The sequence below is a fragment of the Nocardia ignorata NBRC 108230 genome (genome assembly GCF_001612905.1).
Taxonomy (GTDB): Bacteria; Actinomycetota; Actinomycetes; order Mycobacteriales; family Mycobacteriaceae; genus Nocardia; species Nocardia ignorata.
Genome location: NZ_BDBI01000038.1, coordinates 12839 through 37601 on the forward strand (window position 1 = coordinate 12839; position 24763 = coordinate 37601).

Below are 24763 nucleotides of genomic sequence, written 5' to 3' on the forward strand. Positions count from 1 at the left end.
GACGAGCCCCTACGAGCGGGTCCTTGCGCGAACTGTCCACGATGGCAGTTGCCTTCGGTTCACCGGCGATCGCTCCACGAACGGAGGCTACGGGCGCATCAGCGTGAACCGCCGCCTCACAATGGTCCACCGAGTCGTCTGGGAACACCACCACGGCCCTCTTGCGGACGACATCACGATCGACCATGTTGCGGCCCGCGGCTGTCAACACCGCGATTGCGTGAACATAGACCACCTGGAAGCCGTCACGTTCGCCGAGAACATGGCGCGAAAACCGCTGCCCGAGTATGCGCATTGCGCAAACGGGCACGCAATGACCGCTGAGAACACGTACACCCGATCCGGCTCTCGAACTCGGTATTGCCGAGAGTGTCGAAAGCTGGCACAGCGCCGCTACACCCAGCGAAAAGCATTGGAGGGCTGAGCCATCATCTCACTGTGGTGGTCGTTCGCGCTCACATCGATCGGTGTGACGGGCCTGTTCCTCGTCTACGGGCGCCCGAACTCGCTCATCGGCCCGGTGATCGGGCTCTCCGTACAAGCGCTGTGGATCGCGTACGCGGTCGCGACGGGTCAATGGTGGTTCCTGCTGTCCGCACTCACGTACGGCGCCGCGAACATCTACGGGCTGCGGCAACGACGGAAGACGGCTCACGATGTCTGACCGGATCACGGACGAACAGCTCGCGGGTTGGCTGGAGTACTCCACCTACCCCGACACGGACGAAACCCACGCCCTCGTCAACGAACTCGCGCGACTGCGCGAACTGGTCGCGATGTTCATCGACGGCGAAGACTGCTGGTTCGACCATGCCGGCGACTGCCAAGCACACGGCATGACCCTAGAGCCGGGTGAGCTGTGCCCGAACGCCGAAGTGCTGCAGCTTCTCGCCGCGTGGGAAGGCGACGCCGATGACGAACGGTGAGCAGCTCGACCGGTACCTCAACCGGTATTGCGCAGGGGGCCCGCGATCCCCACGCGTGCATGTCGGCGCCGTCCGCGCAGTGAACGACCGCGTGCAGGGCTGGGCAGTGTGTGTCCTGTGCGGCGACACCGGCTACGAGGTCGCCTACGTCCTGTCCTGGCGGCTCGCCGTCTCGCTGGCATTCCGCACCGCTAACTACATCCGAGACAAGGCTGTTGCATGACCGTCGACGACATTCACGTGACTCCGCGCGCGGACCTCATCCAACACACCCTGACCGGCAACTGCGTGTGCGGGCCGGACCTGGAGATGGTCAAGGACCTGCAGGGCGCGACCGCCGGCTGGGTGCACATCCATCACAGCCTCGACAATCGCGAACACATCGAACGTATCGGAATCCAGGAGAACCCGAATTGAGCGTCGTCACCTCACGTACACGCGTCGAAACCAAGCACGAATGGCTCGTACCGAACCCGGCCGCGGTCGGTGACTTCCTCGAAGCCGTCGCGTTCGCCCGCAACCGGTACACCGAGATCCACGGCAGCATCCCCACCTACGACGACTGGGCGTTTGTCACTCACGAAGACGACCACCTGATCGTCGGATTCACCACCAGCGAGGTAGCGAAATGACCACCACCCGAACCCGTTCCGTCGCGGCAATCATCGCCCTCACCGTGCTCGCCGGCGCCGGATCAACCGCCTGCACCCGCACCCAACGCTGGTGCGAACTCGACCAAGGTGATGTCGTCGTCGACAACTCGTACTGCGAACAGAACGTCGCCGGGTACGAGTGGGAACCCGACCACGACAAACCCAAGCACAAGAAGAAGCCGCTCAAGGCGAAGAAGGCCAAGCACTGATGCGTGAATACCACTACATCATCACCGTGCAGAAACCGAACTCGGCGGGATACATGTCTACCACCCGAGCCGGGATCATCATCAGCAGCGGAACCCGACAAGAACTGTTCGAGCAGATCTTCGTCGACGCCAACCCGGAACGGGACGCGAACGTGATCTACTTCTCCCTCGAACCGAACAAGCTGGCCGCGTGATCGAGTTCTGTGCCACCTGCGGGCATTCCAGCGCAGGCCACAATTTCCGGCACGTCTTTCGGCCCTCGCAACCGGACCGTACTTTGCCGGAACCAGAGCTCGAGGTCGGTCGGTTCGAGGTGTCATGTGTGCCCCGCGACCACCCTGAACGGGCCGCATTCACCATCAACGTGGAGTACCGCGGGAACGGTCGGTGGGCAGTCACCCACCTCGGCCGCTGCTACGCCGCCGACGGCAGCCGATCCCCGGAATCCATTCCCAGCGAACGCCGCGACGAATGGCTTGCTACGCACCGGTTCCCGTTCAACGAGGCCCTCGCCCTCGCGAAGCAGATCGCACCGCACCTGCGCGTCGGCCGTTGGGGTGTCGCCGAAGCCCTCGCTGTTGAGAACGACACGTGACGATGGAAAACCCACCCCGACTACCAGCCAGGGTGGGCGTAGGGAGTGGCCGCTCTATCGGACGGTGCGTGGGCCGGGTGACCACCTCGGCGGCTTCCGGTGCTCGATCGCACCGTTCGTCGCCCAAGCGGTTACCCGTCGGCGATTGAAACTCGTCGACTCCTTCTCTCCACTGTCTTTGACCCGGAGCAGACGGTGGTGTGTCTTCGCAACCCGCTCTGACGCGCCGATAGGCAAGTGGACCGTCAGTTCTACCCAGTCCGCCTGACTCATCTCCTGCGCATCGTCGCGAGGCACCTCCAGATCAACTTGCATCCGGACTACGTCAGGCGCCATCACCACCAATCCGCTGGGCCGATCGGTCGCGCCATACGGATTAAATTCTTTCTGCCTTGGAAGGAAGGCCGAGGCTGGCTGATGCGGGTCGGCTGGCCTAACCGCAGCGGACGTCGCGAACTGTGCCTCCGAGCAGTCAACCTCCACCCCGGTGGAGGTCGTGAGGGTGATCTGTTGGCGGTACACAGGGAAAAACGTGTGTACCCCCGGTTCGGTGTCGATCAAGAGGACAGCGAAGAACGACAGGTCCATCGGGGGAGGCGGAACCGTCACGTCGATCTCGTCGAACAACGTCGCTACCGAGGTCACGACCGCGAGGTCGGGTGCTGCCGCTGAGTCCCGCAGCAGCGATAGCAGTTCGGCGCGGGTCGCAGTACGGTTGCTGGTGCCCTCGCGCCACGGCACCGCCGCAGTCGCCCACCGGAATCCGCTCGCGGGATTGTCCGGGTCCCTTGGCACCTTGGGAAGACTCACCAGGTACGGCGCCTGGTCGGTTTCGAACAGCAACGCCATCACCGACCCGTGATCAGTCACGACACGAAGGGTCGTGAGAGACGGAGTGACACCGTATGCGAAACCGCCCTTTATCTGCTGCCACCAACTCGCAGGATCGGTGTCATCGAGAGGAATGACCTGCTTCGATCCCTCGCAGAGGCCGATAATCCACAGAATCGGGTAGCCGCCTGCGGCGTTCGCCATCCCTGCCAACTGGGCGGCCTTGTCGAGCTTCGGCCATTCACGCTTCGCTTCGACGTGGTCGTCTTCGACCTTGCCGCCTGCGATGACGTGGTTCACGATCTCGTTCACTCGGGTCTCGAGCTGGATCTTGTTCACGATGGCCACCGTACCGGGGGGGTGTGCCCGTGAACATGGGGTTCCACCTCCCGAGGGCGTTCTGCGCCACGCGGTGGTGCGGGTCGGGATGGGTGGTGTTCTGCAGGTTCGAACGGCAGGTTGATCGCGAAGGTCGGTGTCTATCAATCTTGGTTCTAGAAATTGGCTTCCAGTCTTTCGGAAAATTGGTCATAACACCTGTTTAAAACCACCTGCTTGCGCAACCTAGTTGCGAAACTATGTTGCGCAACACGGTTGCGCTCGATGGGTGGTTTCGATGTTGGCGTCACAAACCAAGCTCCCGTCCGTCGATATGATCGGCGCGTGACGGAAGACTTGGACCAACTACGAGCTGCGACCAGCAGTTATAGACTGTACGTAAAACGAAAAGAAGAAGCCCGTGAAAAGGTTTTGGAATTGGTTTTGAAGGCTTTACGTGCAGGCCTGAGACCCACTGATGTTGCTGCCGCGTCCCCTTTTACTTCCACCTATGTTCGTCGTATCGCGCGAGAGAATGGGATCGCCCCAGCGGACCCGGAAACGCGGCGGAAAAAGTTTTAACCCGGCCTGGTCCGCGCGGCCGATACCCGCGCGGCCCTCGCGCCGGAAACCCTTGTTTGGTGCGGTCCACGACACTTGATATGTGACCCCAGCGGAAATCCTCGAACTCCCCCTCGAAACCGGCAACGACAGCGGCGCGACCACCATCCGTGGCTTCCTCGTCGCGTTGCTCGGCGAACTGTGGATCGAGAAGGAAGGGTTCAGCGGCAAGCGGCCGTTCGGTAATTCCGGATGGCAATGGGATCTTTACGCAGCACTCGGCCGCGGTGGCGCCGTTCCGATGACCTTCGACGAATACGGTGGTGTCGACGAGGCCGATACCGACCAGTGTTACGACCTGATCATGTCGGCCATCCGCGAACTCGGGCAGGCACGCAATGGCTGACCTCGACCTCGATGACCTCGTCGGCGAATGGCACGACAGCGACGACCCGCGCCCGCTGGCTGAATACCTCGGGATGACGCCCTGGCTGTACAACGCGTGGGTCGAACGCCCCGAAGAGTTCGGGACCGTCTCGACCCTCGACGAATGCGCGGCGAACTACCCGCACTGGCGCGTCATCCGCATGTTCGTCGTCGGCGAACTCGCCGACCAGGTCCGCTCACGGCTGAACGGGCAGCCGGAAGACCGCGTGTGGGCCAGCTTCGCCTACGACATCGGCCGAGCCGAGGCGGTGCTGTCCTTCGACTGCTACACCTCGCCCACCCAGATCAAAGACGTCTCCTTCGTCGTCGGCTACCTCGGCGACAAACAGGGCCGCTTCACTGACGTGCGCGCCTGGTTGGACGGTGACGCCGATGCCTGACCGCGACATCGTGGACGCCATCGACGAACTCGTCGACTGGCAACTCGGAAAGGAATCCTCCGGGTACGACCACAACATCAACCAGGTCACCTGCCCGCAGCCGTGGTGCGACGCTGACTGGCACGGGCTCGCCATCACCACGCGCATGCGGGCGATGCGGCGAGCTGGCTACGTCGATCCCGACTACCGGTACGCCGACGACGACAGCGAAGTGCTGTGCCCCGGCTCCGACTTCGAGGGCGAATTCACGCCGCCCGTCGACCTGCGCGCCGGAATCGACACCGGGTGGGGCACTTTCGCTGACACCATGCGCCGCGTCGCCGCATGGCACAGCGAGATCCTCGGCACCTGGCCGCTGCCCGACGACCCGTACGACGACAACTCGTCGCGCGGGGTTATCGAGATGACTGAAGTCGACAGCCTCCGTGGCCTCCGATGCCAGGTGGATACGCCCGACGCGGCGTACGCGGAGCACCTGCGAGAACACGTGCGGTGCAGCTTCTTCGAAGAGGTCGCGCGCCGATACTCCGGTGTGCAACTGGATGCCGCAGAGATCCGCACCGAGTACCGGCAGGACGGGATCAGCAGTCTGGTCGCATGGTGGGAACCGGCCCCGCTCGGCGGCGTGCTCGAAGGTGGGCATGCGCACGGACGTGAGGTCAACCCGAACGTCGGCCACCGAGTCGAAACCGTGGCCCCGGTGACATTCACACCGGCGGACTTCGACTGCCCGCCCCCAATGGAGCTGAACGCCGTCACCTACGAGCGCGCCGCGTACGACACGGTCACCCGCCGCTGGGTGTACCGGCCGCGCACTTCGCAGCCCGAGCCCTCTCCGCTTGCAATCCGAGTCCAGCGGTGGCTACCCGGCGACGACGTCGACGAGTGGATCCGCGCCAACCGTTTGACACCGTTCAGCGAGCTCACCGCCGGGATCCTCGACGACCCCGCTCTCATTCTCAACCTGCGCCGTGACGAACCGGTCGAAGGAGACCAAGCAGCATGAGCACCACCTTGTTCGATACCCCGTACGCGCGCGCCATCTTGTTCGGCCTGCAGCGCAAGCACGTGTACCAGGGCACCGTCCCCGAAGCCGAAGTGCAGCGCCGGCGGGTGCGCAACCGTGCCGCCCGAAAAGCCCGCAAGATCACCCGGCGCCGTTGATGGCCCGCTCCACATACATCTACCTCGTCAAAGACGGGTGGGGCGTGGTAGCCGCGTTCACCGTCAAGCACGAGCTGATCACCTGGCTGCGCACCAACCCCTCGCCCGAACACAGTGTCCGCCGCATGAGCGACGGCGCGCACACCGCCGGATACACCACTCTCGACATCACGGAGCTCCTCGCATGACCGACGTCGTGAACCACCCCGTCCACTACTCGACGGGCCGCTTCACCTGCGAATGCATCACCATCACACGCCATTTGACGTTCACCGCGGGCAACGCGGTGAAGTACTGCTGGCGATTTGCCGAGAAGAACGGTGCAGAGGACCTCCGAAAGGCAGTCGTATATCTGCGATGGGCGGTCGAGGACGGCACTCCGGCGATCCTTGCGGGACATGAGGACACTGTTCGCTCTCTGGTTGTCGAGCACGTCATCCCGCACGCCGACGGCGTTTACGGCGCCATCGAGCGCGTCGTCTTGACGAACGACTACACCGGCGCTCTCAACCTCATCGAGGCAGAGGTGCTGACGCTGAGCGGAGGTACCAACCGTGGGTGAGCAGTGGAAGCCTTTCCCTTCCGACGATCGGTACGAGGTCTCGGACCTCGGCCGTGTCCGCCGCGTATCGACAGGCCGGGTTCGGCGCCCAGTGGCGTTGAAAAACGGGTACCTGACCGTGTTGTTGAGCAACGGGTCGAACGACCGGAAGCTCTACTACATCCACCGCATGGTGTACGAGACGTTCGTCGGCCCGATTCCCGATGGAATGCATGTCCGGCATGGCCCCAACGGTCAGTCCGACAACCGACTTTCGGAACTGCGGATGGGCACGGTCCGGGAGAACATCGCGGACAAGAAGCGGGACGGGACAGAGCCGACGGGAGCAGCTCGCTGGTCCGCCAAGTTGACCGACGCTGAGGTAGAAGCAATCCGCTGTCGACGAGGCGAGCCCTACCGTCGTCTGGCGGCCGAGTTCGGGGTGTCGACAACGACGATCGGTCGCGTTGTGCGTGGCGAGTGCTACCCAGTTGAGGCGGTGGCAGCGTGACGACGAAGAAGCAGTTGCGCGCCGAGCTCGCGCGTGCACAGGCAGAGGCAGCCGACTGGCGAATCCGTCACGACCTACTGGCACAGGCGTTCTCGGCTGTCACCGGCTCGGCGCGATACGTCACGTTGCCCGCCGACCAGTTCGACCAGTTGATGGCTGAGGTTGACCAGGCCGATCCGGCGCCGAAGCTTGCCGAAGCCGCCGCGAAACCGCGCACGTTCGGAGTGATGAGGCGGGCGGCCTGCGGGTGCCTCGTTCCTGAGCACATGCTCCATGTCAACGGGCGCGCTGAGTGCGTCGACTTTCCGAAATGTTCAGGAAACCCCGATGTTCCGTGTGACACGGAATCTGGCAATTTCCCGAACATCGGGGCGGCGTGATGTCGGCGCTCACCGGCGAAGACATGCAACCGATCCGGCGTGATCTCACCGACGACGAGAAGCGGCGAATCATCGAAATCCTTGTTCGCGGAAACGAGGAGGACGACGAGTGACCGCGATGACGGATTGGCAGCCCACCGAATGGTGGGCGTCGTTCGACGAACACGGCCTGCTGGTCTACGAGGCCACCGACGAAATCTCGGTCCGCGCGTACGCCATCTCGGCCGGACACACAGTCCGGCGGCTGTGGATGCGCACCGATAGCGAATGGCGGCCCGCATGAGCATGGCAGTCCACTGCGACCGCGACGGCTGCGGCGCATGGCAGAAGCTCGGCACCGAGCCGAATCCTGGCTGGTACAAGCTGAACCTCTCCGACGACATCAGCGCCGACGCCACAAAGCATTTCGACACGCTCGAATGCCTCCTTGGGTGGACCGCGGCCAACAGCACACCACCGACCGAAATCCCGGGAGAAGCCAATGGGTAGTGCCCCTTCCGCCGATGTGTACTTCGGGTACGACCTGCCCGAATACGAGTACGACTACGACACCGACACCACCGCTGAGCCCCAGTGGATGCAGGACGGTGAAGACTGGGAAGACGAACTCGCTCGCCTACTCGGTTGGGTCGAAGTGCCGTTCCCTACCGACTATCCGCGCGATGATGACATCGCGATCTGGAGCCTTCCGCGTGAGGCACGCGAGGCAGTCCAGGCGACCATTCGCGCACGTGAAAAAGCGTACGAGGAGTCCTCGCCGGAGTATCAGGCGTATGCAGCCAGCCGGGAACAACGGGCAGAACTGCTTGCCTCCATCCCGGTCGAACTCGACAGCCAGGGTTACGACCGCGACATCCATGCCGTCCGTATCAAGGCATCAGTCCAGCACGTGTACGGGTGGAGCGCCACACGCCTGAACCCGCTGGTCGAAAAGCCGGAATGGCGCGAACAGCTGACTCGATTCGTCGAAGTGCTCGGCCTGGACGTCGGCGACACCGAACCCGGCTGGCACCTCAACTGCAGCTATGGGTAGGCGTGCGTCCGCGCGTGACCAGCGCCGGGATGATCTCGCACGGCTGATGGCGGCGGAGATGCTGCGCCAACTCGACGGCGGCGGGATCGATTTGGGTGGGCAGGTGTACATCCCGCCCGACACGTTCGGCGACGGCGACACGATCGACTGCTACCAACTCGCCGACGCTGTACTGCGGGCGCTAAAGAAGTGTGCGATGGAAATCCCGTGAGACCTACCAAAAGCGCTGATATGCAGGTTATTTCGGAATAGCAGGTCCACTTCCGTTGTTCCAATGGAGGTGAAGAATGTTGCGATGTGTTCCGTCCAAGACTGCGCGGGTCGAGTGATTGCCCGTGGGCTTTGCAACAGGCACTACAAGAAGCTTCGCAGGTACGGCAGCCCGCTGATGTCCGGACGCCCGAGTGCGCTCAAGAGGTACCGTCAGATCACTATTTGGGGGCACCCGCTAGCCGACAAGTACGGCCGCGCGCTTGAACATCGGGTCATTCTCTATTCGAAGATTGGTAGCGGAACGCATCCATGCCACTGGTGCGGCCAGGACATCAGCTGGGAACTGCCGTACGGATCTCACGGTCGCCTGACCGGTGACCACCTGGACTGGGATATCCATAACAACGACCCAGACAACCTGGTCGCTGCCTGCAACTCATGCAATGCGCAGCGTGAAGAAGACCAGGACTGGGAGCCGTGGAAACCTGATGGGGCGCATGTCGCGCCGGAGCGCAGGCAGGTGGCGTGCAAGCGAGGGCACAGCCTGTCAGGCGAGAACGTCTACTCACCTCCTGGCCAGCCTGACCGGCGTTGCTGCCGCGAGTGCATTCGGATCAGGCAGCGTAAGTCGTGGAAGGCCGCGTGAGTCTCGGCAAGTCGATCGGCACCCAGCACTGCATGCGGCACGCCCGCGCCGCCGGAATCCCCGTCTGGGAATGGGGACTCGGCGGGCAGGTGTCAGATCGGTAGATCAGTCCTGCGGTGGATGATCCCCGCGCTCGACGATCTCCAACTTGGTGACGTTCGGGTTCAAGAACTGCAGGTGCACGCCCTTGGTTGTGCGGACGAGCGTTTCGAAATCGACGTCGTGCAGGAGGATATGCTTCACGGGCAGAGCACCACGTTCGGCCTGAAGCTTTTGCCAGTCTTCGAACGAAGTCACGTTGTATTCGCGGCGGTTCAACGCATATACGCCGATGGTCCAACGTGGTGGGTCACCGTGGCTGTAGGCGTCAGCCTCAATTCCGACGATGGTCCAATCGCCGTCATTCAGACCGGCCAGTTCCTTCAGGTTCAGACTGGTGTTGACGAGGCTGTCTTCGATCGCGCCGACACCGATGTAGTCGTTGTATCGAGCGCCAGGTGGTTCAACGTACTCAGGCAAGTGTGTCCTTCTATCGGATGTTGCTGTGCGACTGCCCAGGGTTGGGCATCGGCGGCTACCGTACCCGGAACCACTGACATGGGCTGTGGAACAGGAGGTTTGCCGGGCTTCGTCTCAGCTACCTGTGGGTAACGAGACGAACGACACGGTCGAGCATCCGTTCGGGGCTGTTGATCGTACCGAGATCGTCGTATCGTGGATCGAGTTGAGGGCCGGGCAGCCACCAATCAGTGAAAGGCTCATCATGAGCAGGGATAAATCAGTGGCGGTCGACAAGTACATGCGGGAATTCGAAAGAGACCTCGGACCGCTGTCGGCTGAGCAGCGAAACATGATCACCAGGAAACTGCTCGACATCGTGATGCTCGCCGATCACATCGAACGAAAAGAAGCTGGGCTTCCAACTCGCCCGATGCTCCGTAGATAGGCAGAGGTCCGGCCGGCGTTCGCAATAGTACGACCGCCGGCCGGACTGCCGGGCAGACAACTTACCGCCCTCGTTCAATTCCTCGCTCGGTCCCTCGGTCCCCTCTTTCAGACCGGGTTCGTTCTGGAACCTGTTCGGCTTCCCGTACCCTTCGCCGTTCCGCTTCTTCCCTCTGCTTCTGCAGCTTCTCCCGCGAAAGCGCCACCGCGCCACGGCCACCACCAGCATCAGCCAGTGCGCGGACATGAACCTCTCCCAAGTTCATTCCGGCCTGAACCTGCTGAATTTGGGTCGCTATCGCGATCTCTTTGCTGTCGTTGGCGACCCACCTTTCGGCACCGTTGATCTCGACGACGACCGCACGGGCCTTATCGTCGGTCCGGAAAGCTCCGCGGGCGATCGCGTCAACGACCTGCGGGTCGACACCCCGTTCCAATAGGCGCTGCGGATCCATTTTCAGCGACTCCGCAATCTTGGGCACCCTGTCTTTCCACGCTGCGTCATCCATCCGATCATGGGTGACACGCTGCCCTTGATCCCGTGCGGCTTGCTCCAACCGTTTGTTGTGGGCATCGACTATCCGCTCCATCAACTCACGATTCTCACGCTCCCGAACCTGCTGCGCCTCAACAGCTTTCGCCTGCTCAAGCTCCTTCGCCTCGCGTTCCTTCAGCTTCTCCTCAGCTGCCGCAACAGCCTCCGTCACCGGCTTACCCGGCTGTTCGGCCTGCTGAGCCAGCACCAACCCGGCAAGCTCACGGTGCCGGGGTGTGGGCATCGGCAGATACTCCAGCATTTCACTCTGCCTCGCCTCCAACCCCTGGCTCGCGATCACACCGTGCATCTGCTGCATCATCGCCGCCAGCTCCGGATCCATCCCCGGCTCCACAGCCAGATCCAAACCCTTCGCCGGCGCCGCCAAGGTGCGGGCTTCCTTCACCGCGGCGATCACGACCTCCCGGTCGACCTTTTCGAGGAGCTTCAGCAACTGCTGCTCACGCTCCGCGCGTTGCTGGGCTTGGACCCGCTCGACGATTTGCGCCTCTTTCAGCCGCAGCTTGGCGGCTTCGCGGGCGATCTTGTCCTGCTCACGGGTGATCTGCTTGTCGACCTCGATCAGCGACGCCAGCTCGATCTGTGCGCCCGCAAGGACTTCCAGGCCGATCGGGTCGCCTCGCTCCTTCGCCATCTCGATCTCCCGGACGAATCCCTCGAGCGCGCGCGGCGCTGTCTTCAATTCCGGGGCGTTGCGGAGCTTCTCGACCAAATGGCCGAGCTTGTGCATCAGCTGCTTCTCAACAATCGGACGGCCAGCTTCCACCGCACGCTCGAACTCGCGCTCGTTCAGCTCGATATGGACAAACCGGCCAGGGAAGTCTTGAGCCAGCTGCCGAGCTTCTTTGACGACCTCCGGGTGTGGCGGGTGCGCCGCCCGGATGATGTACTCGCTGAGCTTCCGGTTGGGGTCTGTGCGAAGCAGCTCACGTTCCTTTTTGAGCTGCTCGAGCCCTTCCTTTTTGCTTGCCCAACCAGCTTTGAACTCGGTGGTCTTCTGGACGACGGGTATCCCTGCGCGTTCGACGACTTGCGCGGCGTCGTGGCGTCTGGCGCCGAGCGACGTTGTCGCTGGGTGTTCGTGTACCCACCCGAGTTCGGGGGTGCGGCCATGGAGCTCTTGGTAGCCGTGCATCATCATGTCGTGGAGGAGTTTCCGGTCTCCCCACAACTCCACCTGACGTTGCCAGTCCAACGGCCCACGGATCTTGTCGAGCTGGGTGGCTGCCTCCGCGAGCTTGGCTTGCACGTATGCGTTGTGGCCCGCATCGCCGGCCTCGGTCAGCCCACGATCGGTCCGTGGGACAACGTCACCGTGGTCGTCGTTCTCCGCGGGGCCGGTCATCGCCGACCCCAACGAGAAAGGATCCTCTGGTTACCCCAGCGAGTACTTCGGTGCCTCGCGGGACCAGGCGGCGAGACCTTCGAGTTCAGTCGCCAAGACCCCGGGTTTCCGGTCGAACACCACGTTGCGGATCGACTGGCCTGGATCGGTCCAGAATGAGTGACCTGGGAATTCGATCGCGGGCCCGGTTGGTAGGCCTTCGTAGAGGTTGACCCACACCCACTTGCCGACACCCATGCGGCGGAGGAAGATGTGGCCGATCCCGCGGGCGCACAACGCGAGGTAGTCCATCTCCTCGTCGGTGACGGTCGGGCCGGGGTTGGGTAGGCGTTGCATTGCAGCGTTCTCGATCGCGTCGAACCCGGCGACGGTCCAGGGGTCGTCGAGGTCGCGCAGCGCAGGGATCTCGACGAGGAGTTGCGCCAGGTCGTCGGCTTCGCGGTCCAGCCACGCCCGGAACTCCGGCGACCGCTGCTGTTTCGCCAGGCGGCGCAGTTCGATTTCTGAGTAGGGTCGGTCTTCGCCCACGGTGTGAACCTTTCGCGAGTGGTGGCGAGGTCGGTTCGTGCTTGGATCATCGTATCCACCGGGATTGTGTTTGGGGGATAGAGGCAGCAACCCCCGAGACCCGGGTGTGGTGGAAGGGTCTCGGGGGTCACCATCACCCCGGCATTCGTGTGACGGAAGCGTCGGGGGAGTCGAGGTGGGCTACTGTGCGTCGCCCGAGTTGAATACGGAGTGCTGCGCGCTTTCGCGGGGGCTTGTGCCGTACAAACCTTCGAAACCCTCAAACTGGGCGCCGCCGCTGGCGTTCGAGTTGCCGCGCTGCGCGAGGGGCTTTGTCACTTCGTCTCCTTGTTGGGTGGGGTAACGCTTCGGAATTCGAACGGCGACGGGATTTGTCGCGCGAACGTTTGTTTGTCCGCGACCGTGACGACGTCACAGACCGCGATCAAGTCAGCGGGGACGGTGCAACCGTCGAAATGACGGGCCGACAGGGTGAACACAGCATCTGCCTTGGAGACGCGGGCGATGGCTTTCAGGTACTCGATGGGTTCGGGGGTGTGTTCGTCGGCGAGGACGATTTCCTTCACGTCGTATCCCCACCGTTTGGCCAGGTGCTCGATCGCCGCCTTGTGCAGGTCGAAAGAATCACCGGACACATCGGTGCGGAGGTACCCGATCGCGATGCCTTCGAGCACGATCGCGTCGCTCACAGCACTGTCCCGACCATCAGCCCGTCACCGGACGGGCGCCAACCGACCTCACCTGAAACCTGGTGCGACCGAACCAAACCCATGTCCTCGAGCTGCCGCAGATAGGTTTCTGTGGTGTGTGCCTGGTTCTGCAGCTGGTCGGCGAGGTCGGCGGCAGTGACAGGCGCCCGTCGAGCCACAGAGCACAGGCTCTGCAGGATCCAGTCCTGGCAACGGGTCAACGTCATCGCCGCAGCTCCACGCGGACGGCGCGGTCGTCGAGCACCATCCGTTTCAGCTCAACCAACGTTGCGCGGGCACGGCGGCGGCAACGGCACGTGAGCACATCACACTCCAGATGAACCTGCATCGCACGATGCGCCTGCTCGACGGACAACGGGCCGGGGTCGACAGTGCAAATCAGCAGCGTCTGATCACTACTTGTTCGAAATATGGTGCGGCCGGTCAGCATTGGACCACCTAGAGTGAGAGGTAGCAGATTGGAAAGCTGGCGACGTCAGTGATGAAGGTCGAACTGACGTCGCCTGCATTTCCAACCTTGGCGTGCCACCAGTTCCCCCGGAAGACCACGTAAGTACACGCGGAACCTGTTCCGGTACATGCTCGGTACACGCTGGTACACCACCACTTACAACCGGCCCAGGAGACGACTATGAATGTCTGGACGGGAGCAGACGCGAAGGACCTGCGTGATGCCCTGCGGCTGTCACACAACCGGTTCTCTGTGCGCGCCGGAATCCACATCAACACCATCAAGAAGTGGTGCACACGCGGAGAAACGATCACGCTGCTCCCCGAATACGCCGAACGCCTCAACAGCGTGCTCGCTGCGGCAACACCAGCCCAGCGCGCACAATTCCATCGACTGCAGACCAAGCGGGCTGTCGCGCCCGGCGCCCTCGAACTCGACGACGACCCGGCCATCTGGAAGTCAACCTGCGAGGACGTCACCGACGACCTCGCACGGAAGGACCTTCTCGTGGATCGCCGCGAAGCCGCCACCACCCTGTTCGGGGTAGTCGTCGGCACGTACCTCCTCGAACCACTGGAACGGTGGCTTCGCCAACAACGCGACACCGCCACGCCCGCGCCGGTCATCACCGGCACCGGCACACAGGAACTCGACGAACTCGAACACGCCGCCCGCCTATTCCGGGAATGGGACGACAAATTCGGTGGCGGCCTGCGCCGCAAAGCTGTCGTCGGACAACTCTCCGAGGTCAACGACATGGTCACTGCGGCCACCAGTCCAGCGACCCGCCAACGGCTCGGCCACATCCGTGCCCTGCTCGCCGAGACCGCGGCCACCATGTCGTGGGACTCCGGCGACCAGCACACCGCGCAGGGCTACTACATGCTGTCCATCCGATCCGCGCGCGAGGCCGGAGACCCTGCACTGTTCGCCAATGGGCTCGCCGGCCTCGCCCGCCAAATGCTCACCCTCGAACCCGAGGGCGACGGCGTCGATCGGATCGCCTACACGCACGCCCGTGCCAACGACGCACTCGAACTCGTCCGCCTCGCACAGGACGTCGTCGGTCGGTCGATTACCCCGACCACGCGCGCGCTGCTGTACACGCGGGAAGCGTGGGCGTACGCAAAGCTCGGCCGTCCCGCTGCGTTTCATCGCGCCGCCGACAACGCTCACGCCGCGTTCGCCAAGGCGCGCCCGGACGACGACCCGTACTGGCTGCACTACTTCGACGCCGCCGAACTGTCCGGCACCCTCGGCGGGCGGCTGCTCGAACTGGCCCGCAAGGAAGCCGACTTCGCGGACGAGGCCGCCGAAGCCATCACCTCGGCGATCGCGCTGCGTCGACCCGAACGGTGGCGTTCAAGCGCGCTCGACCGGCTCGGTATTGCCGAAGCGCGCCTCATCCAAGGCGAATACGGGGAAGCCCGCCGACTCGGTGAAGTCGCGATCCAGGACGTCGGCAAAACCAGCTCGCATCGTGTGCAGGCCAAGGTCTCCGAGGTGTACCAGCGGGCAGCCGAGTGCGGCGACAGCCGACCAGTCGTCGAGCTGCGGGACATGCTGCACCCGCTGACGCTGTCCCCGGCATGATGAGCTGATGAGGATCAGCGTCACCGGACACATGAACATCACCTCCGACACCGCAGAACTGGTGCGGGAAGCGATCACGAACCTGATCGCCGGCACACCCGACCTGGTCGGCGTGTCCTGCATCGCCCGCGGCGCCGACAGCGTGTTCGCCGAAGCTGTCTTGGCCGCGGGCGGTCAGCTCGAGGTGGTGCTGCCGTCGCGCGACTACCGCGAGGCGAAGGTCAAACCAGATCATCTCGAACAGTTCGACGCCCTTATCGCCCGCGCTGACGTGGTCCGGGTGATGGACTTCGACACCGCTGGAAAAGAAGCCTATGAGGCGGCGAACGCGGCACTGCTGGACGCGGACAGGTTGATCGCGGTGTGGGACGGCCAAGACGGTCAGCGTGCTGGCACTGGAACGGTAGTCGAGCTCGCGCGTCAGCATGGTGTCCCGGTTGATGTGGTGTGGCCGGTCGGCGCCGAACGGAGTTAGCTCCACGCCGTCCGGTTGTGGTCGCACTTGTCGGTGATGGGTGGCCAGTAGATGACGGTGTCGCAACTGCGGCATGCCCAGGTGCGGTGGAGCCCGTCGGGGGTGGCGAGGCAGGCGAGGGTGCCGACGAGGACTTGACCAGGCCCGAGGGGGTGTCCGGCGGGGCAGGCGACGGGGGAGGGGCGTGCCCATCCCCCGCGGACCGCGTAGAGGCGGTCGGGGTCGAGTCCGGTGGTCGATGCGAGCCGCCAATCCATCGAACACATGTTCGATATTCTACGGATCAGTACGGCATGTTGCCTAGATAGTCCGGCGGTGGTGGGTTGGTCTCGGCGTCCTCCAGCATGGTGCGCATCCGGTCGAGCACCGCGGCCGATGGTTCACCCGGCCGGTACTGCACGTGCGGCATCCGCAGGATCGCCAGCACCGTCCGGATCGCCCGCAACGTTGGTGGTGGGTCGAGCTCAACGGCGAGGACCTGCTGGAGTTGTTCGTCGGTGAGTGGGGTGTCGGGGTCGATGTGGTCGACGACAGCCGCGATGATCTCGGCGTCCTCCTGGGAGATCGGGTCATCCGACACGGTTCGCAGTGTAGGGGAACCGATCGAACGGAACTGGTCCGAAATGCCGGGAACCCCCAGCGCGGTCACCGCGTCCAACCATGCATGGACTCCTACGAGCGCGACGCCCTGCTCGAAGCCGGTCACGACCCCAACGACTGGCGCACCCAACTACGCCTCATCCGGGTGAACTTGCTGCTCGTCGAATACCGCGACACGGTCATCCCCGCCCCTTACCTGGGGCCGCTACCCTGACCGTAGCCCGACGACCTACACTTCGAAGGCCAATACACACGCTTGTATCAAGCCTGCCGTGCGGCCGATTACCCAATCACGAACGCCCCGGACACAAACCGTGTCCGGGGCGTTCGGCGTTCACCATCACTCGTCGGCGTTCACCATCAACGTCGTGCTCGCCGACCACGGGTACGTGCCCGGTGTGTCCTCCACCGACTCGATCAACACCCGCTCCGAGTTGCCCTCGTAATCCACCTCGAGCACCTTGAACACCGACCCACCATTCGCATGCAACCGCACACGCTGACCAACCTCGAACCTCATGAGGCCAGACTAACCGGGTTCTGCGGCTAGCAAATCCTGCGCGAACTGTGCAAGATGCAGCGCGCACAGCGGATGCGGCACACCACCCGGCTCGTCCGGCTGCACCACGAGCACCTTGGCAGGCTCGTCGCAAACATCACAGGTCATCGGGTCCACTCCCATTCGATTCGCTGCGGCTGATGCTTCCGCACCCGCCGGTACTGGCTGTCGGTCAACGGCTGGTCGTCGAGGGAATCCGCCACAGCCCGCAACGCAGCCACCACCGCGGCCGTAGCCTCGGCGCCGTCCTGGTCGCCGAGATCCACTTTCAGCGCGAACTCGCTCACGCCGCCGATCCTGCCACGCCGGTCTGACCATTTCCCCACTCCCGCAGCACCGCGAAGTCCTCGTCGAGCAACCCCTTCGCAGGGCCAACGTAGTGCAGAAGCGCAGCACGACCGTGATAGGTCGAAACGAACTCCCGATCGTATCGGCCGATCTCGTCATCAACCCACGCAAACGGTCGACCCGCCGCGTGCTCGATCAGCTGGGGTGTCTTCCAGTAGACGCCAGCCCGATTCACCTTCGGCCGGCCCTCCGCCCACTCCACCACCGGCAACTCCGGCAACCCGATCAACGGGCCGATGAACTCGTTCGCCTCGTGCTCCCACGTCGTCGCCCACACCAGCTCGAACACGTCGGCCAGGGCGAGCAAGGCGGGACCGTGCGCCGGGTTCAACCACACCCGCAACGGCTTCACCCGGTCCGGTGGTGTGTTCGGGTGCCGCTCGAGCCACGCCGCAGGCATCAACCGGTGAGTGTCGTACCCAGTTGGGCGGCGTTCAGGTTTCGCGGCATACGGGTTGAGCGGGCCGTCGACATCGAGGTACAGCAACGGTTTTGCCATCACACCGCTCCCTTTCGAACCGAACCCCGCAGGTCCGCCACCAGGCGCTCGAACGACGTCGTCTCGTTGTCCTCGCCGATCCGCTCCAGGATCAGCTGATGCGCCGCACCGACGTCGTATGCCAACTTCAACTCCTCGATCGTGAAACGCCGTTTACGCCAGCCCATCAAGCTGCCCTCTCCTGTGCGGTCCGCTTAGCGACGCTTCGGTCGTGCTCGCATGCGCGACAGACGCGCTCTTTTCGGCCGCGCCGCTCGCGGACGTTGTCGCCAGCTAGTTCGTGTCCGCGATGGCAATGCGTGCGCAAAGCCGTGGTTCGAGAACCGACCCGCCGATCAGTTCCACGGATCGGCGGTGCCGGTTCTGGCGCGAACCAAAGCTGTCGAAACGCCTTGCGGGCAACCGACATCCGCGCAGTGAACGCGCTGTATTTCAGACCAAGCGATGCCGCCGCCCGGTCATAGTCTCCATGGACTGCCAGCGCAAGCACGGCGTCTTGATAAATCGGCGACAGCGTGGCCATGATTTGCTTGGCAGCCAGACGCTCGATGAACGACAGACCGGGTTCGACCGGATGGACGAACCAGAACTGTTGCGCGCGAGGCATCGACGCCACGGGCGCGTTCGGGTCATCGCGGTCTTGACCGTAGGTGTGTCGCATTTCGCGGACCTCGGCGTAGATGGCTTGCCAGCCCACCTGGACAAGCTCATGCCGGGTCGGTGGCTCGTCTGCGGCACACAGGGCCTCGGCGATCGCCGACCATGCCGTGTTATATCGGGTGTCGATGTCGGAGGCCATCGACCGATCTGCGGTCACCGCAGTCCGGGCGAGCCGGTCCAGATCAGCGTAGGTAAACCCATGTCGGATCACTTGGTCGGCCAGGGTGTCGCGGTCACTCATCGTCGCCGTCCTTTTCGATGAGGTGGAGAGCCGCGCCGAGCCGCGCGTCGACGAGGTTGCGCGAACCGAGGTTCAAAGCTTTTCCTTGATCTTCAGACATTGGTGATCCTCAGGAAGGTGAATGGTGCGTAGAGGGCGACGTCGTGGGCGCTGGCCCACCCGCCGTTGGTACGCAACCAGGTCAGGTCGTCGTCGGCCCGGGCGAGCCGCTTGGTCCAGATGTCGCCGTCGGAGTCCGAGACTTGGGTGCCGACGATCGCGCGCCGCAACGCCAACTCCCACTGCGCGCGGGTGACCGGACGAACCGGCTGCATCAGAGGCAAGAAGTTGTCACACACCGCGGTCGGCCTCCTCAGTGGGGACGTACAGGACGGTGACAGGACCCCAGTCGTCGACGAAGCGCCCGGTTTCGTAGTTGCCCAAGAACGGACCGCGCCACCGCCGCGCGCCGTGGATGCTGAGCGCCTTCCACGGATCACCCTCACGATCGGCGACGATCGACCCGACCGGCAGCGCATCGAGCTCGGCGGCCGTGGTGATCTCGCGGGCGGGTAGCCGAATGCCCCTCGTGAGCAGAGTTTCAGCGGTCCACGCTGGCGCTGTTCCGTCGTGGAGGCAGTCGGAGAGCATGTCGGCCAGAAGGTCACGGTCACTCATCGCTATCTCGTTTCTCTTGTGGTTCAGGGTGTTTCGGTTTGCGGCGGTAGTCGGTACCGGACGGGATCGATTGCGCGGCCGACGACTGCCGGAGCTCGTGCCGGCGCCGCCACGCCGTGAGGTCGGGACGCTCGGCAGGCTGGTCGTTCACCGGGTGCCGATCCAGACGCGCGCGTAGTCGGCCAGGTCGTACAGCTCGTCCCACCAGCCGTCCCACTCGTCGGTGTCCTCGGCATGAGCGAGATGTACGGCGATGATGTCGTGGACACCGTCGCACTCGAGCGGGTCAGCCTCAACGAACCACCGAGACCGCTTGAGACGCGCCACGATCGCGTCACGACACTCGATGAACGTCATGTCCGGGTTGCGGAAAACGTCGCGCAGGTCGACCTTTTCAGCCCAGATCGGGCGACCAGCACGGCGACGTTCGTGAGCGAGCTCGTGGGTAGCGACGATGTGCTCGACGGTGCGAGGCATAGCAGGGTCCTTTCAAATGAGGGGCGGTTCGGTGGTGGGTTTGCCGGGACTCGAACCCGGGTCGGCCTGGAGGGGAAGGCGGCTGCTCTGCCTGTTGAGCTACAAACCCTTGGCGGCTACAGCCGGGTGACCGTTTGGGTGATGGTCGGGCCGGGGTTCCACGAGTAGTGCCCGCAGTACGGCCACTCGCCGTCGAGCCGGAACCCGATCCGGTCGACCTCCCGGAGGGTGCCTTCGAACTCGACGTGCCGGATACCGCCGGTCGGGTGTGGTGGGTCGAAGTCGCGGATCACCCGGACACGGTCACCCACACGAATCTCGTTGTCGTGGTCGTCGGTCGCCATGTCACACCTCGTCCCAGCTGTTGATGTCCTGGTCGTCCGGCGGGTACTTGTCGCCGTCGCTCTCGTAGCTGGTGTCGATCAACTCCACGCCTTCGTCGGCACCGAGCCGGTCGTGCAGGTACTGCTCGGCGTCTTCGCTGTCGACGTCGAAGTCGTCAGGGACATCGAGTTCGTAGGTGTCCCAACGTCGTACGTCGGAGCCGGTCTCGATGCGGATGCGTTTCATCTCGGGGCTCTCGGTGGTGGGGGTGTTGGCGGGGTCGGTGGGGGAGCGTCGTTGGTCCCTTGCCGCACACCGTTGTGCGGTGACCCCGCCAACTGGTCAGGCGGCGACCAGGTCACGGGCAGCACGAACAATGACGGCCGCTTCGTCGTCGCTGTTGTCGTTGTCGATCCAGGCGTCAAGCGCTGCGGCAACCTCGAGATGGCGGTTGTGCAAGGTTTCGGCGATGAGGCTGCGCACGAGCCGCCCGGCGTCGTCCAGCAGCTCGGCGTCACCGAGGACTGCCAAGTCCTCCAAGTCGTTGGCGAGGTCGGCAGTGCCACGCGCGGTGATCATGACTGTGAGTTCGGCGCGGAGATCGGTCACGAAGTCGGCAATCAGTGTGTGTGCCATCGCGGTTGCCTTTCTGGGTATTGGTCGAGTCAGGCTGCGACGAGGTGGGCGGTGCGGGCGTAGGCGGCCAAGCCGTCGCGGATGACGGGCTCGTCGGCGGTGTAGGCGAGGACCTGCCGGGGGCGGCCGTTGACGACCTTCCAGACCTCGGTGGGAGTGCGGCCGTCGTAGGCAGCGAGGTAAGCGCGCTTGATGGCCTTGCCCGCCTGGGAGGCGTAGCGGCGGATCGTCTCGGCGTCGGCGCCGAGCTGGTCGAGGACCTGGGTGACGGTCACGAGCTCGCCGCGCTCGAGGAGGCCGGAGATCCAGAAGCCGTTGAGGGCGCGGAGAGCGCGGGCCAGGCGGACCGCGCGGGCACCGAGGAGCCGGTCGCGGATGAGCCGCCCGGTGGCGAGGCGGGCTGCGCGGGGGCGGCTGTAGGTGGTGGTGATCATCTCGGGGCCTTTCGGTGTCGCTCAGCGGGTACGTAAAGAACGTAGTACGTAAAGTATGGCAGACACAACACAAGCCAGCTTTACGTAACCAAACCGTGACAAGGCGCGACCCGGGTGGCGCGACCATCTGGGGATGTCGGGCGCCCGGCGCGAATGTAACCGAAATTGGCGAGTCACCAGCGCAAACGCAGCTGTCAAGTCAACGCACTTCGGCCGCGCTGGTCGACTGGGATCGGTGAAAGCCTTGCGTAAAGTAAAGTGACGTAAGTAATGTAAGCCATACAGTACGAACCTGAAAGGAGCAGAGATGGTGACCACCGACCCCCACCCCACCTGCGGGCACGAGGACTGCGACACCTGGCTCGACACCACCACCGGCGAGCACGTCACCTACTGCTCGTTCGCCCCCGAAACCGCACTGGAGGTAGCGGCATGAACCCCACCACCACGGCGGTCGCCGGCCTCCTCGGTGTCAGCCCGCTCGACATCCACGGCGCCACCGCCGATTCCGTCACCTTCACCGACGAGTGCGACGACTGCACCGCCACCGGCCTGGTCCGCCTGGAGGCCGAGCACACGCACCGCGCCGGGAACTGGACCGAAACCACCACCCACTGCCTCGCCCACGCGGCCGACGCGATCTGGGCGCTCGACATGGTCGACGCCGCCTCGATCACCGCGATCATCCCCACCACCCTGCTCCAGCCCACCGCCCTCGCGGCCTGACCGGAAGGAACACCCCGATGCTCACCGAAACCCAGGTCCGCAACCTCCTCGGCATCCCCGACGACAACCGCGTCACCTTCGAAACCGACTGGGATGGCAGCGCGTTCGTCGACACCGAGTGCTACGAGGGCGACTGCCGCCACGGCGACGGTGTCACCGCCTCGGTCCACATCGACTGGACCCGCCCGGGCTACGACGCCGACACCGACGCCCCGAACTCGCTCACCCTCGTGGAAGAGGCGTACTGCATGGCCCACGCCAAGGCCGCGCTCGCCGAAATCCTCGACGACACCGCACCGTTCGCGCACGAGCCTGAGGTGTTCGTCAAGGTCGTCGTGAACGGCTGGTACCTGCGGTACGCACCGATCCAGGCGGTGGCGGCGTGAGCGCCCGCTGCGTGTGGTGCGCCGAGCCCGCCGCCACCGAAGGCGTCGACCTCCACGGTCGCAGCAACCCGCTGCTTGCCAGCGGCTTCGGTGATCTGTGCGACCCGTGCGACCGGGTCAACAACTACCTCTGGCAGCTGCCCTACCTCGCGGGTGTGGAGTGAACACCCGCACCGATGAGCGGGGCGAAACCCTCTACGGCGACGCCCCGCTCATCGACCACGACGGCTACGCGGTCGAAGTCATCGCCGAACCCGGCGACCACCACATGCATTTGCGGGTCGCGACCGAACCCGCCGGCGGTGTGAAGCTCCGCGCCGACCTCACTCCACCGCAAGTCCGTGAACTCCGCGACCGCTGCGACGCCTACCTCAACGACCACCAGGAGAAGCCGTGAACCCCGATCCCGACCAGTCGATCTGGGACAGCGAGCTCGAACCGCTCGCGATCGCCATCTATCGCGCGCTCAACAGTCTCGGCTCTGAGGCCAGCTGGCCGGTCGAACCCGCCAGCGTGCAGGCCCGCTACTTGGCCGCCGCCCGCGATGCCCGCGCCCACGTGACCAACACCAACTCCCAGGAGAACTGATGACCACCAAGACCGCGACCCTGCTGCCCGAGGAAGTCGCCCACGACGAGAACGGCGAAACGCTCCGCACCATCACCGGTGTTTACCGGCTCGACCCGCCGCTGATCGTCCGTGACGGGATCGCTGACCATGTCGTCGCGTCCACGCTCGACACGGCGATCATGACCAGCCTCGGCACCCACAAGATCAACGAAACCTACGTGTGGATCTCCGACAGCGAGGGCATGGTCGTCGACTGGCACGAGCTGCCCTGCTCCGGGAAGAACCTCGACCACGCCGGCGCCTTCGCCCGCGCCGGCTACACCATCGTCACCACCACGGTCGGAGCGGACGCGTGAGCACCGACGTGGCGGACGGTGAGCTGTCCCGGCGCCCGATCGGCTCGACCGCCCGTATCACCGATCAGGAGCTGGCCGAGGCCGTAGAGCTCATCGTCGACCACGAGGTGGTTGAGGGATGAGTACACAGCTCGCTCCGTTCGTTCGGCACGGCCGCCACGCCCTCGTCTGGTGGAACACGAAGCAGCGCACGGTCGCCCAGCTCCTCGCCGACTATCCCGACATCCTCGACCGGCACTTCTTCACCGTGCCCCGCGACACCCAGGAGGCACGCCATGGGGCGTGAAGTCCGCCGCGTCCCCGTCGACTTCGACTGGCCGCTCAACGAAGTCTGGCACGGATTCCTCCGCCCCGACCGATTCGACGAAACACCCTGCCCCGACTGCAAATCCGGTGCGTCGCCCGAAGCGCAACACCTGCAAGACCAGTGGTACGGGTACGCACCATTCCACCCCTCCGAAACCGGGGCGACCCCCCTGACACCAGCAACTCCTGCGGTCCGGGCCTTCGCGGAACGGAACGTGTCCAGGGACGCCGACTTCTACGGCGATGGAGAGGCCGCGATCGTTCGCGAGGCAACCCGCCTGGCCAACCTGTGGAACGGGCAGTGGTGCCACCACCTCACCCAGGACGACGTCGACGCCCTCGTGAAGGGCGACCGGCTGTGGGACCTCACCCGCACCTGGAGCCGGGAAACGGGCTGGGTGGATGCCGACCCACCAGTCCACCCGACTGCCGCACAGGTCAACGAGTGGTCGCTGTACGGCTTCGGGCACGACGCGATCAACCGCTGGATCGTGATCCAAGCGCGCTGCGAACGCGAAGGCATCCGACAGACGTGCGCCACGTGCGACGGGCACGGCAGCCTCGAAAAGTGGCGTTGCCAACGCATCCGTGCCGAACTGTGGGAACCCACCGACCCGCCGACCGGTGACGGTTGGCAGCTGTGGGAAACCGTGTCCGAGGGATCGCCGATCACTCCCGTGTGCAGCACGCGAGAAGGGCTGATCAACTACCTGGCCAGCTCGCACTACTCTCGCGGCCCCCTCACCTATGAGCAGGCAACTGGGTTGGTGGACGCGGGCTGGGCTCCGTCGCTGATCGGCACTGCCGCCGGTGTCGTGCGCGGCGAACAAGCCATGGGCGGCAACAACTAACCCCCCGAAACCTTCCCTGCGCGACCGCGGCGCCCACAGACGCCAGCGCGTGACGTCCGCCAATAGGGGAGCGAGGAGCGCGGCGCCCGAGATCGACCCTCACATCTCTCGGGCGCCGCCCC

Annotated in this window: 58 protein-coding genes and 1 tRNA gene; 35 read left to right on the top strand and 24 right to left on the bottom strand. The window is 64.4% G+C overall.

Annotated features, from left to right (window positions below; translation table 11 throughout):
* Nucleotides 1-121 precede the first annotated feature (121 nt).
* The 9 genes from NI2_RS35775 to NI2_RS27670 all read left to right on the top strand — a co-directional run bounded on the left by NI2_RS35775 (nt 122) and on the right by NI2_RS27670 (nt 2383).
* Complete coding sequence (locus tag NI2_RS35775) at nt 122-424, top strand: HNH endonuclease signature motif containing protein (RefSeq protein WP_371852016.1); 303 nt, start codon at nt 122-124, stop codon at nt 422-424.
* Between the two features lie 45 nt (nt 425-469).
* On the top strand, nt 470-664 hold the full coding sequence (locus NI2_RS27640) for a hypothetical protein (RefSeq protein ID WP_243750137.1): 195 nt from the start codon (nt 470-472) through the stop codon (nt 662-664).
* Complete coding sequence (locus NI2_RS27645) at nt 657-926, top strand: hypothetical protein (RefSeq protein ID WP_067496699.1); 270 nt, start codon at nt 657-659, stop codon at nt 924-926. Before NI2_RS27640 ends, NI2_RS27645 begins: the two co-directional genes overlap by 8 nt.
* Nucleotides 913-1149 carry a hypothetical protein gene (locus NI2_RS34095; protein ID WP_133734276.1) on the top strand — a complete coding sequence of 79 codons (237 nt, stop codon included), beginning with the start codon at nt 913-915 and terminating at the stop codon, nt 1147-1149. The genes NI2_RS27645 and NI2_RS34095 overlap by 14 nt, the downstream gene beginning before the upstream one ends.
* The gene (locus NI2_RS27650; protein ID WP_067496701.1) at nt 1146-1343 is read left to right on the top strand and encodes a hypothetical protein; all 198 of its coding nucleotides are present in this window, start codon (nt 1146-1148) and stop codon (nt 1341-1343) included. The genes NI2_RS34095 and NI2_RS27650 overlap by 4 nt, the downstream gene beginning before the upstream one ends.
* Nucleotides 1340-1558 carry a hypothetical protein gene (locus NI2_RS27655; RefSeq protein ID WP_067496704.1) on the top strand — a complete coding sequence of 73 codons (219 nt, stop codon included), beginning with the start codon at nt 1340-1342 and terminating at the stop codon, nt 1556-1558. Before NI2_RS27650 ends, NI2_RS27655 begins: the two co-directional genes overlap by 4 nt.
* A complete protein-coding gene (locus NI2_RS27660) occupies nt 1555-1788 on the top strand; it encodes a hypothetical protein (protein ID WP_067496707.1) in 234 nt (77 codons plus the stop codon). The genes NI2_RS27655 and NI2_RS27660 overlap by 4 nt, the downstream gene beginning before the upstream one ends.
* Nucleotides 1788-1982, top strand: coding sequence for a hypothetical protein (locus tag NI2_RS27665; protein ID WP_067496710.1), 195 nt, complete (start codon nt 1788-1790; stop codon nt 1980-1982). Before NI2_RS27660 ends, NI2_RS27665 begins: the two co-directional genes overlap by 1 nt.
* Nucleotides 1983-2110: 128 nt before the next feature.
* Nucleotides 2111-2383, top strand: a complete 273-nt coding sequence (locus tag NI2_RS27670; protein ID WP_133734275.1) for a hypothetical protein — start codon at nt 2111-2113, stop codon at nt 2381-2383.
* 54 nt (nt 2384-2437) lie between these two features.
* On the opposite strand, the gene NI2_RS27675 is transcribed toward NI2_RS27670, so the two are convergent.
* A complete protein-coding gene (locus NI2_RS27675; RefSeq protein WP_133734274.1) occupies nt 2438-3553 on the bottom strand; it encodes an AlbA family DNA-binding domain-containing protein in 1116 nt (371 codons plus the stop codon).
* A gap of 643 nt (nt 3554-4196) precedes the next feature.
* On the opposite strand from NI2_RS27675, the gene NI2_RS27680 reads away from it, so the two are divergent.
* The 12 genes from NI2_RS27680 to NI2_RS27725 all read left to right on the top strand — a co-directional run bounded on the left by NI2_RS27680 (nt 4197) and on the right by NI2_RS27725 (nt 8760).
* The gene (locus NI2_RS27680; protein WP_067496720.1) at nt 4197-4499 is read left to right on the top strand and encodes a hypothetical protein; all 303 of its coding nucleotides are present in this window, start codon (nt 4197-4199) and stop codon (nt 4497-4499) included.
* On the top strand, nt 4492-4920 hold the full coding sequence (locus NI2_RS27685) for a hypothetical protein (RefSeq protein WP_067496723.1): 429 nt from the start codon (nt 4492-4494) through the stop codon (nt 4918-4920). Before NI2_RS27680 ends, NI2_RS27685 begins: the two co-directional genes overlap by 8 nt.
* The gene (locus tag NI2_RS27690; protein WP_133734273.1) at nt 4913-5926 is read left to right on the top strand and encodes a hypothetical protein; all 1014 of its coding nucleotides are present in this window, start codon (nt 4913-4915) and stop codon (nt 5924-5926) included. Before NI2_RS27685 ends, NI2_RS27690 begins: the two co-directional genes overlap by 8 nt.
* Nucleotides 5923-6084: a hypothetical protein gene (locus NI2_RS34540; protein WP_166655838.1), complete on the top strand. Its 162-nt coding sequence runs from the start codon at nt 5923-5925 to the stop codon at nt 6082-6084. The genes NI2_RS27690 and NI2_RS34540 overlap by 4 nt, the downstream gene beginning before the upstream one ends.
* On the top strand, nt 6084-6272 hold the full coding sequence (locus NI2_RS27695) for a hypothetical protein (protein ID WP_067496729.1): 189 nt from the start codon (nt 6084-6086) through the stop codon (nt 6270-6272). Before NI2_RS34540 ends, NI2_RS27695 begins: the two co-directional genes overlap by 1 nt.
* Entirely contained in the window at nt 6269-6646 is a 378-nt protein-coding gene (locus NI2_RS27700; RefSeq protein WP_067496732.1) for a DUF3310 domain-containing protein, read from the top strand. The genes NI2_RS27695 and NI2_RS27700 overlap by 4 nt, the downstream gene beginning before the upstream one ends.
* Nucleotides 6639-7136, top strand: a complete 498-nt coding sequence (locus tag NI2_RS27705) for an NUMOD4 domain-containing protein (RefSeq protein WP_084476896.1) — start codon at nt 6639-6641, stop codon at nt 7134-7136. The genes NI2_RS27700 and NI2_RS27705 overlap by 8 nt, the downstream gene beginning before the upstream one ends.
* Complete coding sequence (locus NI2_RS27710; protein ID WP_067496737.1) at nt 7133-7516, top strand: hypothetical protein; 384 nt, start codon at nt 7133-7135, stop codon at nt 7514-7516. The genes NI2_RS27705 and NI2_RS27710 overlap by 4 nt, the downstream gene beginning before the upstream one ends.
* A gap of 109 nt (nt 7517-7625) precedes the next feature.
* Nucleotides 7626-7799 (top strand): hypothetical protein, encoded by a 174-nt coding sequence (locus tag NI2_RS34100; RefSeq protein WP_157104688.1) that lies wholly within the window; start codon nt 7626-7628, stop codon nt 7797-7799.
* Nucleotides 7796-8005: a hypothetical protein gene (locus tag NI2_RS27715; protein WP_133734272.1), complete on the top strand. Its 210-nt coding sequence runs from the start codon at nt 7796-7798 to the stop codon at nt 8003-8005. The genes NI2_RS34100 and NI2_RS27715 overlap by 4 nt, the downstream gene beginning before the upstream one ends.
* A complete protein-coding gene (locus NI2_RS27720; RefSeq protein WP_067496744.1) occupies nt 7998-8549 on the top strand; it encodes a hypothetical protein in 552 nt (183 codons plus the stop codon). Before NI2_RS27715 ends, NI2_RS27720 begins: the two co-directional genes overlap by 8 nt.
* Complete coding sequence (locus NI2_RS27725; protein ID WP_067496747.1) at nt 8542-8760, top strand: hypothetical protein; 219 nt, start codon at nt 8542-8544, stop codon at nt 8758-8760. Before NI2_RS27720 ends, NI2_RS27725 begins: the two co-directional genes overlap by 8 nt.
* 753 nt (nt 8761-9513) lie before the next feature.
* On the opposite strand, the gene NI2_RS27730 is transcribed toward NI2_RS27725, so the two are convergent.
* Nucleotides 9514-9927, bottom strand: a complete 414-nt coding sequence (locus tag NI2_RS27730) for a hypothetical protein (protein WP_067496750.1) — start codon at nt 9925-9927, stop codon at nt 9514-9516.
* Nucleotides 9928-10051: 124 nt separating this feature from the next.
* Here NI2_RS27730 and NI2_RS27735 point away from each other — a divergent pair, with 124 nt between their 5' ends.
* The gene (locus NI2_RS27735) at nt 10052-10354 is read left to right on the top strand and encodes a hypothetical protein (RefSeq protein ID WP_067496753.1); all 303 of its coding nucleotides are present in this window, start codon (nt 10052-10054) and stop codon (nt 10352-10354) included.
* A gap of 61 nt (nt 10355-10415) precedes the next feature.
* On the opposite strand, the gene NI2_RS35565 is transcribed toward NI2_RS27735, so the two are convergent.
* From NI2_RS35565 to NI2_RS34110, 6 genes are all read right to left on the bottom strand, one after another.
* On the bottom strand, nt 10416-12254 hold the full coding sequence (locus NI2_RS35565) for a hypothetical protein (RefSeq protein WP_067496755.1): 1839 nt from the start codon (nt 12252-12254) through the stop codon (nt 10416-10418).
* Between the two features lie 30 nt (nt 12255-12284).
* Nucleotides 12285-12782, bottom strand: a complete 498-nt coding sequence (locus NI2_RS27745) for a hypothetical protein (RefSeq protein WP_067496757.1) — start codon at nt 12780-12782, stop codon at nt 12285-12287.
* 180 nt (nt 12783-12962) lie between these two features.
* The gene (locus NI2_RS34105; protein ID WP_157104689.1) at nt 12963-13100 is read right to left on the bottom strand and encodes a hypothetical protein; all 138 of its coding nucleotides are present in this window, start codon (nt 13098-13100) and stop codon (nt 12963-12965) included.
* The gene (locus NI2_RS27750; protein WP_067496759.1) at nt 13097-13471 is read right to left on the bottom strand and encodes a hypothetical protein; all 375 of its coding nucleotides are present in this window, start codon (nt 13469-13471) and stop codon (nt 13097-13099) included. Before NI2_RS27750 ends, NI2_RS34105 begins: the two co-directional genes overlap by 4 nt.
* On the bottom strand, nt 13468-13698 hold the full coding sequence (locus tag NI2_RS27755; RefSeq protein ID WP_067496761.1) for a helix-turn-helix domain-containing protein: 231 nt from the start codon (nt 13696-13698) through the stop codon (nt 13468-13470). Before NI2_RS27755 ends, NI2_RS27750 begins: the two co-directional genes overlap by 4 nt.
* Complete coding sequence (locus NI2_RS34110) at nt 13695-13922, bottom strand: hypothetical protein (protein ID WP_133734271.1); 228 nt, start codon at nt 13920-13922, stop codon at nt 13695-13697. The genes NI2_RS27755 and NI2_RS34110 overlap by 4 nt, the downstream gene beginning before the upstream one ends.
* A 201-nt stretch (nt 13923-14123) precedes the next feature.
* Here NI2_RS34110 and NI2_RS27760 point away from each other — a divergent pair, with 201 nt between their 5' ends.
* Nucleotides 14124-15536, top strand: a complete 1413-nt coding sequence (locus NI2_RS27760; protein WP_133734270.1) for an NsdA family TPR-like regulatory protein — start codon at nt 14124-14126, stop codon at nt 15534-15536.
* A 61-nt stretch (nt 15537-15597) separates the two neighbouring features.
* Nucleotides 15598-16011: a hypothetical protein gene (locus NI2_RS27765; RefSeq protein WP_255284044.1), complete on the top strand. Its 414-nt coding sequence runs from the start codon at nt 15598-15600 to the stop codon at nt 16009-16011.
* Here NI2_RS27765 and NI2_RS27770 read toward each other — a convergent pair.
* Together NI2_RS27770 and NI2_RS27775 are read right to left on the bottom strand one after the other, a co-directional pair.
* Nucleotides 16008-16277: a hypothetical protein gene (locus NI2_RS27770; RefSeq protein WP_133734268.1), complete on the bottom strand. Its 270-nt coding sequence runs from the start codon at nt 16275-16277 to the stop codon at nt 16008-16010. The two genes, NI2_RS27765 and NI2_RS27770, sit on opposite strands and share 4 nt — an antisense overlap.
* A 17-nt stretch (nt 16278-16294) precedes the next feature.
* Nucleotides 16295-16591, bottom strand: coding sequence for a hypothetical protein (locus tag NI2_RS27775; RefSeq protein WP_133734267.1), 297 nt, complete (start codon nt 16589-16591; stop codon nt 16295-16297).
* A gap of 84 nt (nt 16592-16675) precedes the next feature.
* On the opposite strand from NI2_RS27775, the gene NI2_RS34115 reads away from it, so the two are divergent.
* Complete coding sequence (locus NI2_RS34115) at nt 16676-16825, top strand: hypothetical protein (protein WP_157104690.1); 150 nt, start codon at nt 16676-16678, stop codon at nt 16823-16825.
* 126 nt (nt 16826-16951) lie between these two features.
* On the opposite strand, the gene NI2_RS34120 is transcribed toward NI2_RS34115, so the two are convergent.
* The 14 genes from NI2_RS34120 to NI2_RS27830 form a co-directional block, all read right to left on the bottom strand.
* A complete protein-coding gene (locus NI2_RS34120) occupies nt 16952-17131 on the bottom strand; it encodes a hypothetical protein (protein WP_133734266.1) in 180 nt (59 codons plus the stop codon).
* Nucleotides 17132-17140: 9 nt separating this feature from the next.
* The gene (locus NI2_RS34805) at nt 17141-17278 is read right to left on the bottom strand and encodes a hypothetical protein (protein ID WP_157104691.1); all 138 of its coding nucleotides are present in this window, start codon (nt 17276-17278) and stop codon (nt 17141-17143) included.
* Nucleotides 17275-17457, bottom strand: a complete 183-nt coding sequence (locus NI2_RS27780; protein ID WP_067496773.1) for a hypothetical protein — start codon at nt 17455-17457, stop codon at nt 17275-17277. Before NI2_RS27780 ends, NI2_RS34805 begins: the two co-directional genes overlap by 4 nt.
* Entirely contained in the window at nt 17454-18017 is a 564-nt protein-coding gene (locus NI2_RS27785; protein ID WP_067496775.1) for an HAD domain-containing protein, read from the bottom strand. The genes NI2_RS27780 and NI2_RS27785 overlap by 4 nt, the downstream gene beginning before the upstream one ends.
* Nucleotides 18017-18187, bottom strand: a complete 171-nt coding sequence (locus NI2_RS34130) for a hypothetical protein (protein ID WP_157104692.1) — start codon at nt 18185-18187, stop codon at nt 18017-18019. The genes NI2_RS27785 and NI2_RS34130 overlap by 1 nt, the downstream gene beginning before the upstream one ends.
* On the bottom strand, nt 18184-18918 hold the full coding sequence (locus NI2_RS27790) for a hypothetical protein (protein ID WP_067496779.1): 735 nt from the start codon (nt 18916-18918) through the stop codon (nt 18184-18186). Before NI2_RS27790 ends, NI2_RS34130 begins: the two co-directional genes overlap by 4 nt.
* A gap of 92 nt (nt 18919-19010) precedes the next feature.
* The gene (locus tag NI2_RS27795; RefSeq protein WP_067496782.1) at nt 19011-19232 is read right to left on the bottom strand and encodes a hypothetical protein; all 222 of its coding nucleotides are present in this window, start codon (nt 19230-19232) and stop codon (nt 19011-19013) included.
* A gap of 16 nt (nt 19233-19248) precedes the next feature.
* Nucleotides 19249-19575, bottom strand: a complete 327-nt coding sequence (locus NI2_RS27800; protein WP_067496785.1) for a hypothetical protein — start codon at nt 19573-19575, stop codon at nt 19249-19251.
* Between the two features lie 147 nt (nt 19576-19722).
* On the bottom strand, nt 19723-20052 hold the full coding sequence (locus NI2_RS27805; protein WP_067496788.1) for a hypothetical protein: 330 nt from the start codon (nt 20050-20052) through the stop codon (nt 19723-19725).
* Nucleotides 20053-20084: 32 nt separating this feature from the next.
* Nucleotides 20085-20161 (bottom strand) — tRNA-OTHER (locus NI2_RS27810).
* 7 nt (nt 20162-20168) lie between these two features.
* Complete coding sequence (locus NI2_RS27815) at nt 20169-20396, bottom strand: hypothetical protein (protein WP_067496790.1); 228 nt, start codon at nt 20394-20396, stop codon at nt 20169-20171.
* A 1-nt stretch (nt 20397) separates the two neighbouring features.
* Entirely contained in the window at nt 20398-20622 is a 225-nt protein-coding gene (locus NI2_RS27820) for a hypothetical protein (RefSeq protein WP_067496794.1), read from the bottom strand.
* Nucleotides 20623-20718: 96 nt separating this feature from the next.
* On the bottom strand, nt 20719-21012 hold the full coding sequence (locus tag NI2_RS27825; protein WP_067496797.1) for a hypothetical protein: 294 nt from the start codon (nt 21010-21012) through the stop codon (nt 20719-20721).
* A gap of 29 nt (nt 21013-21041) precedes the next feature.
* Nucleotides 21042-21446, bottom strand: a complete 405-nt coding sequence (locus NI2_RS27830; protein WP_067496800.1) for a hypothetical protein — start codon at nt 21444-21446, stop codon at nt 21042-21044.
* A gap of 307 nt (nt 21447-21753) precedes the next feature.
* Here NI2_RS27830 and NI2_RS35375 point away from each other — a divergent pair, with 307 nt between their 5' ends.
* Genes NI2_RS35375 through NI2_RS27860 form a run of 10 tightly spaced genes read left to right on the top strand, consistent with a single transcriptional unit; the run spans nt 21754 to nt 24641 of the window.
* On the top strand, nt 21754-21882 hold the full coding sequence (locus NI2_RS35375; protein ID WP_255284045.1) for a hypothetical protein: 129 nt from the start codon (nt 21754-21756) through the stop codon (nt 21880-21882).
* Nucleotides 21879-22172 (top strand): hypothetical protein, encoded by a 294-nt coding sequence (locus NI2_RS27835; protein ID WP_067496805.1) that lies wholly within the window; start codon nt 21879-21881, stop codon nt 22170-22172. Before NI2_RS35375 ends, NI2_RS27835 begins: the two co-directional genes overlap by 4 nt.
* 17 nt (nt 22173-22189) lie before the next feature.
* Complete coding sequence (locus NI2_RS27840; protein ID WP_067496808.1) at nt 22190-22558, top strand: hypothetical protein; 369 nt, start codon at nt 22190-22192, stop codon at nt 22556-22558.
* Nucleotides 22555-22722, top strand: coding sequence for a hypothetical protein (locus NI2_RS34135; RefSeq protein WP_157104693.1), 168 nt, complete (start codon nt 22555-22557; stop codon nt 22720-22722). The genes NI2_RS27840 and NI2_RS34135 overlap by 4 nt, the downstream gene beginning before the upstream one ends.
* Nucleotides 22719-22955: a hypothetical protein gene (locus tag NI2_RS27845; RefSeq protein ID WP_067496811.1), complete on the top strand. Its 237-nt coding sequence runs from the start codon at nt 22719-22721 to the stop codon at nt 22953-22955. Before NI2_RS34135 ends, NI2_RS27845 begins: the two co-directional genes overlap by 4 nt.
* The gene (locus tag NI2_RS27850; protein WP_067496814.1) at nt 22952-23146 is read left to right on the top strand and encodes a hypothetical protein; all 195 of its coding nucleotides are present in this window, start codon (nt 22952-22954) and stop codon (nt 23144-23146) included. The genes NI2_RS27845 and NI2_RS27850 overlap by 4 nt, the downstream gene beginning before the upstream one ends.
* Nucleotides 23146-23484, top strand: a complete 339-nt coding sequence (locus NI2_RS27855; protein ID WP_067496816.1) for a hypothetical protein — start codon at nt 23146-23148, stop codon at nt 23482-23484. The genes NI2_RS27850 and NI2_RS27855 overlap by 1 nt, the downstream gene beginning before the upstream one ends.
* Entirely contained in the window at nt 23481-23606 is a 126-nt protein-coding gene (locus tag NI2_RS35380; protein ID WP_255284046.1) for a hypothetical protein, read from the top strand. Before NI2_RS27855 ends, NI2_RS35380 begins: the two co-directional genes overlap by 4 nt.
* A complete protein-coding gene (locus tag NI2_RS34140; protein ID WP_157104694.1) occupies nt 23603-23770 on the top strand; it encodes a hypothetical protein in 168 nt (55 codons plus the stop codon). The genes NI2_RS35380 and NI2_RS34140 overlap by 4 nt, the downstream gene beginning before the upstream one ends.
* Entirely contained in the window at nt 23760-24641 is an 882-nt protein-coding gene (locus tag NI2_RS27860; RefSeq protein WP_067496819.1) for a hypothetical protein, read from the top strand. Before NI2_RS34140 ends, NI2_RS27860 begins: the two co-directional genes overlap by 11 nt.
* The last annotated feature ends 122 nt before the right edge of the window (nt 24642-24763 follow it).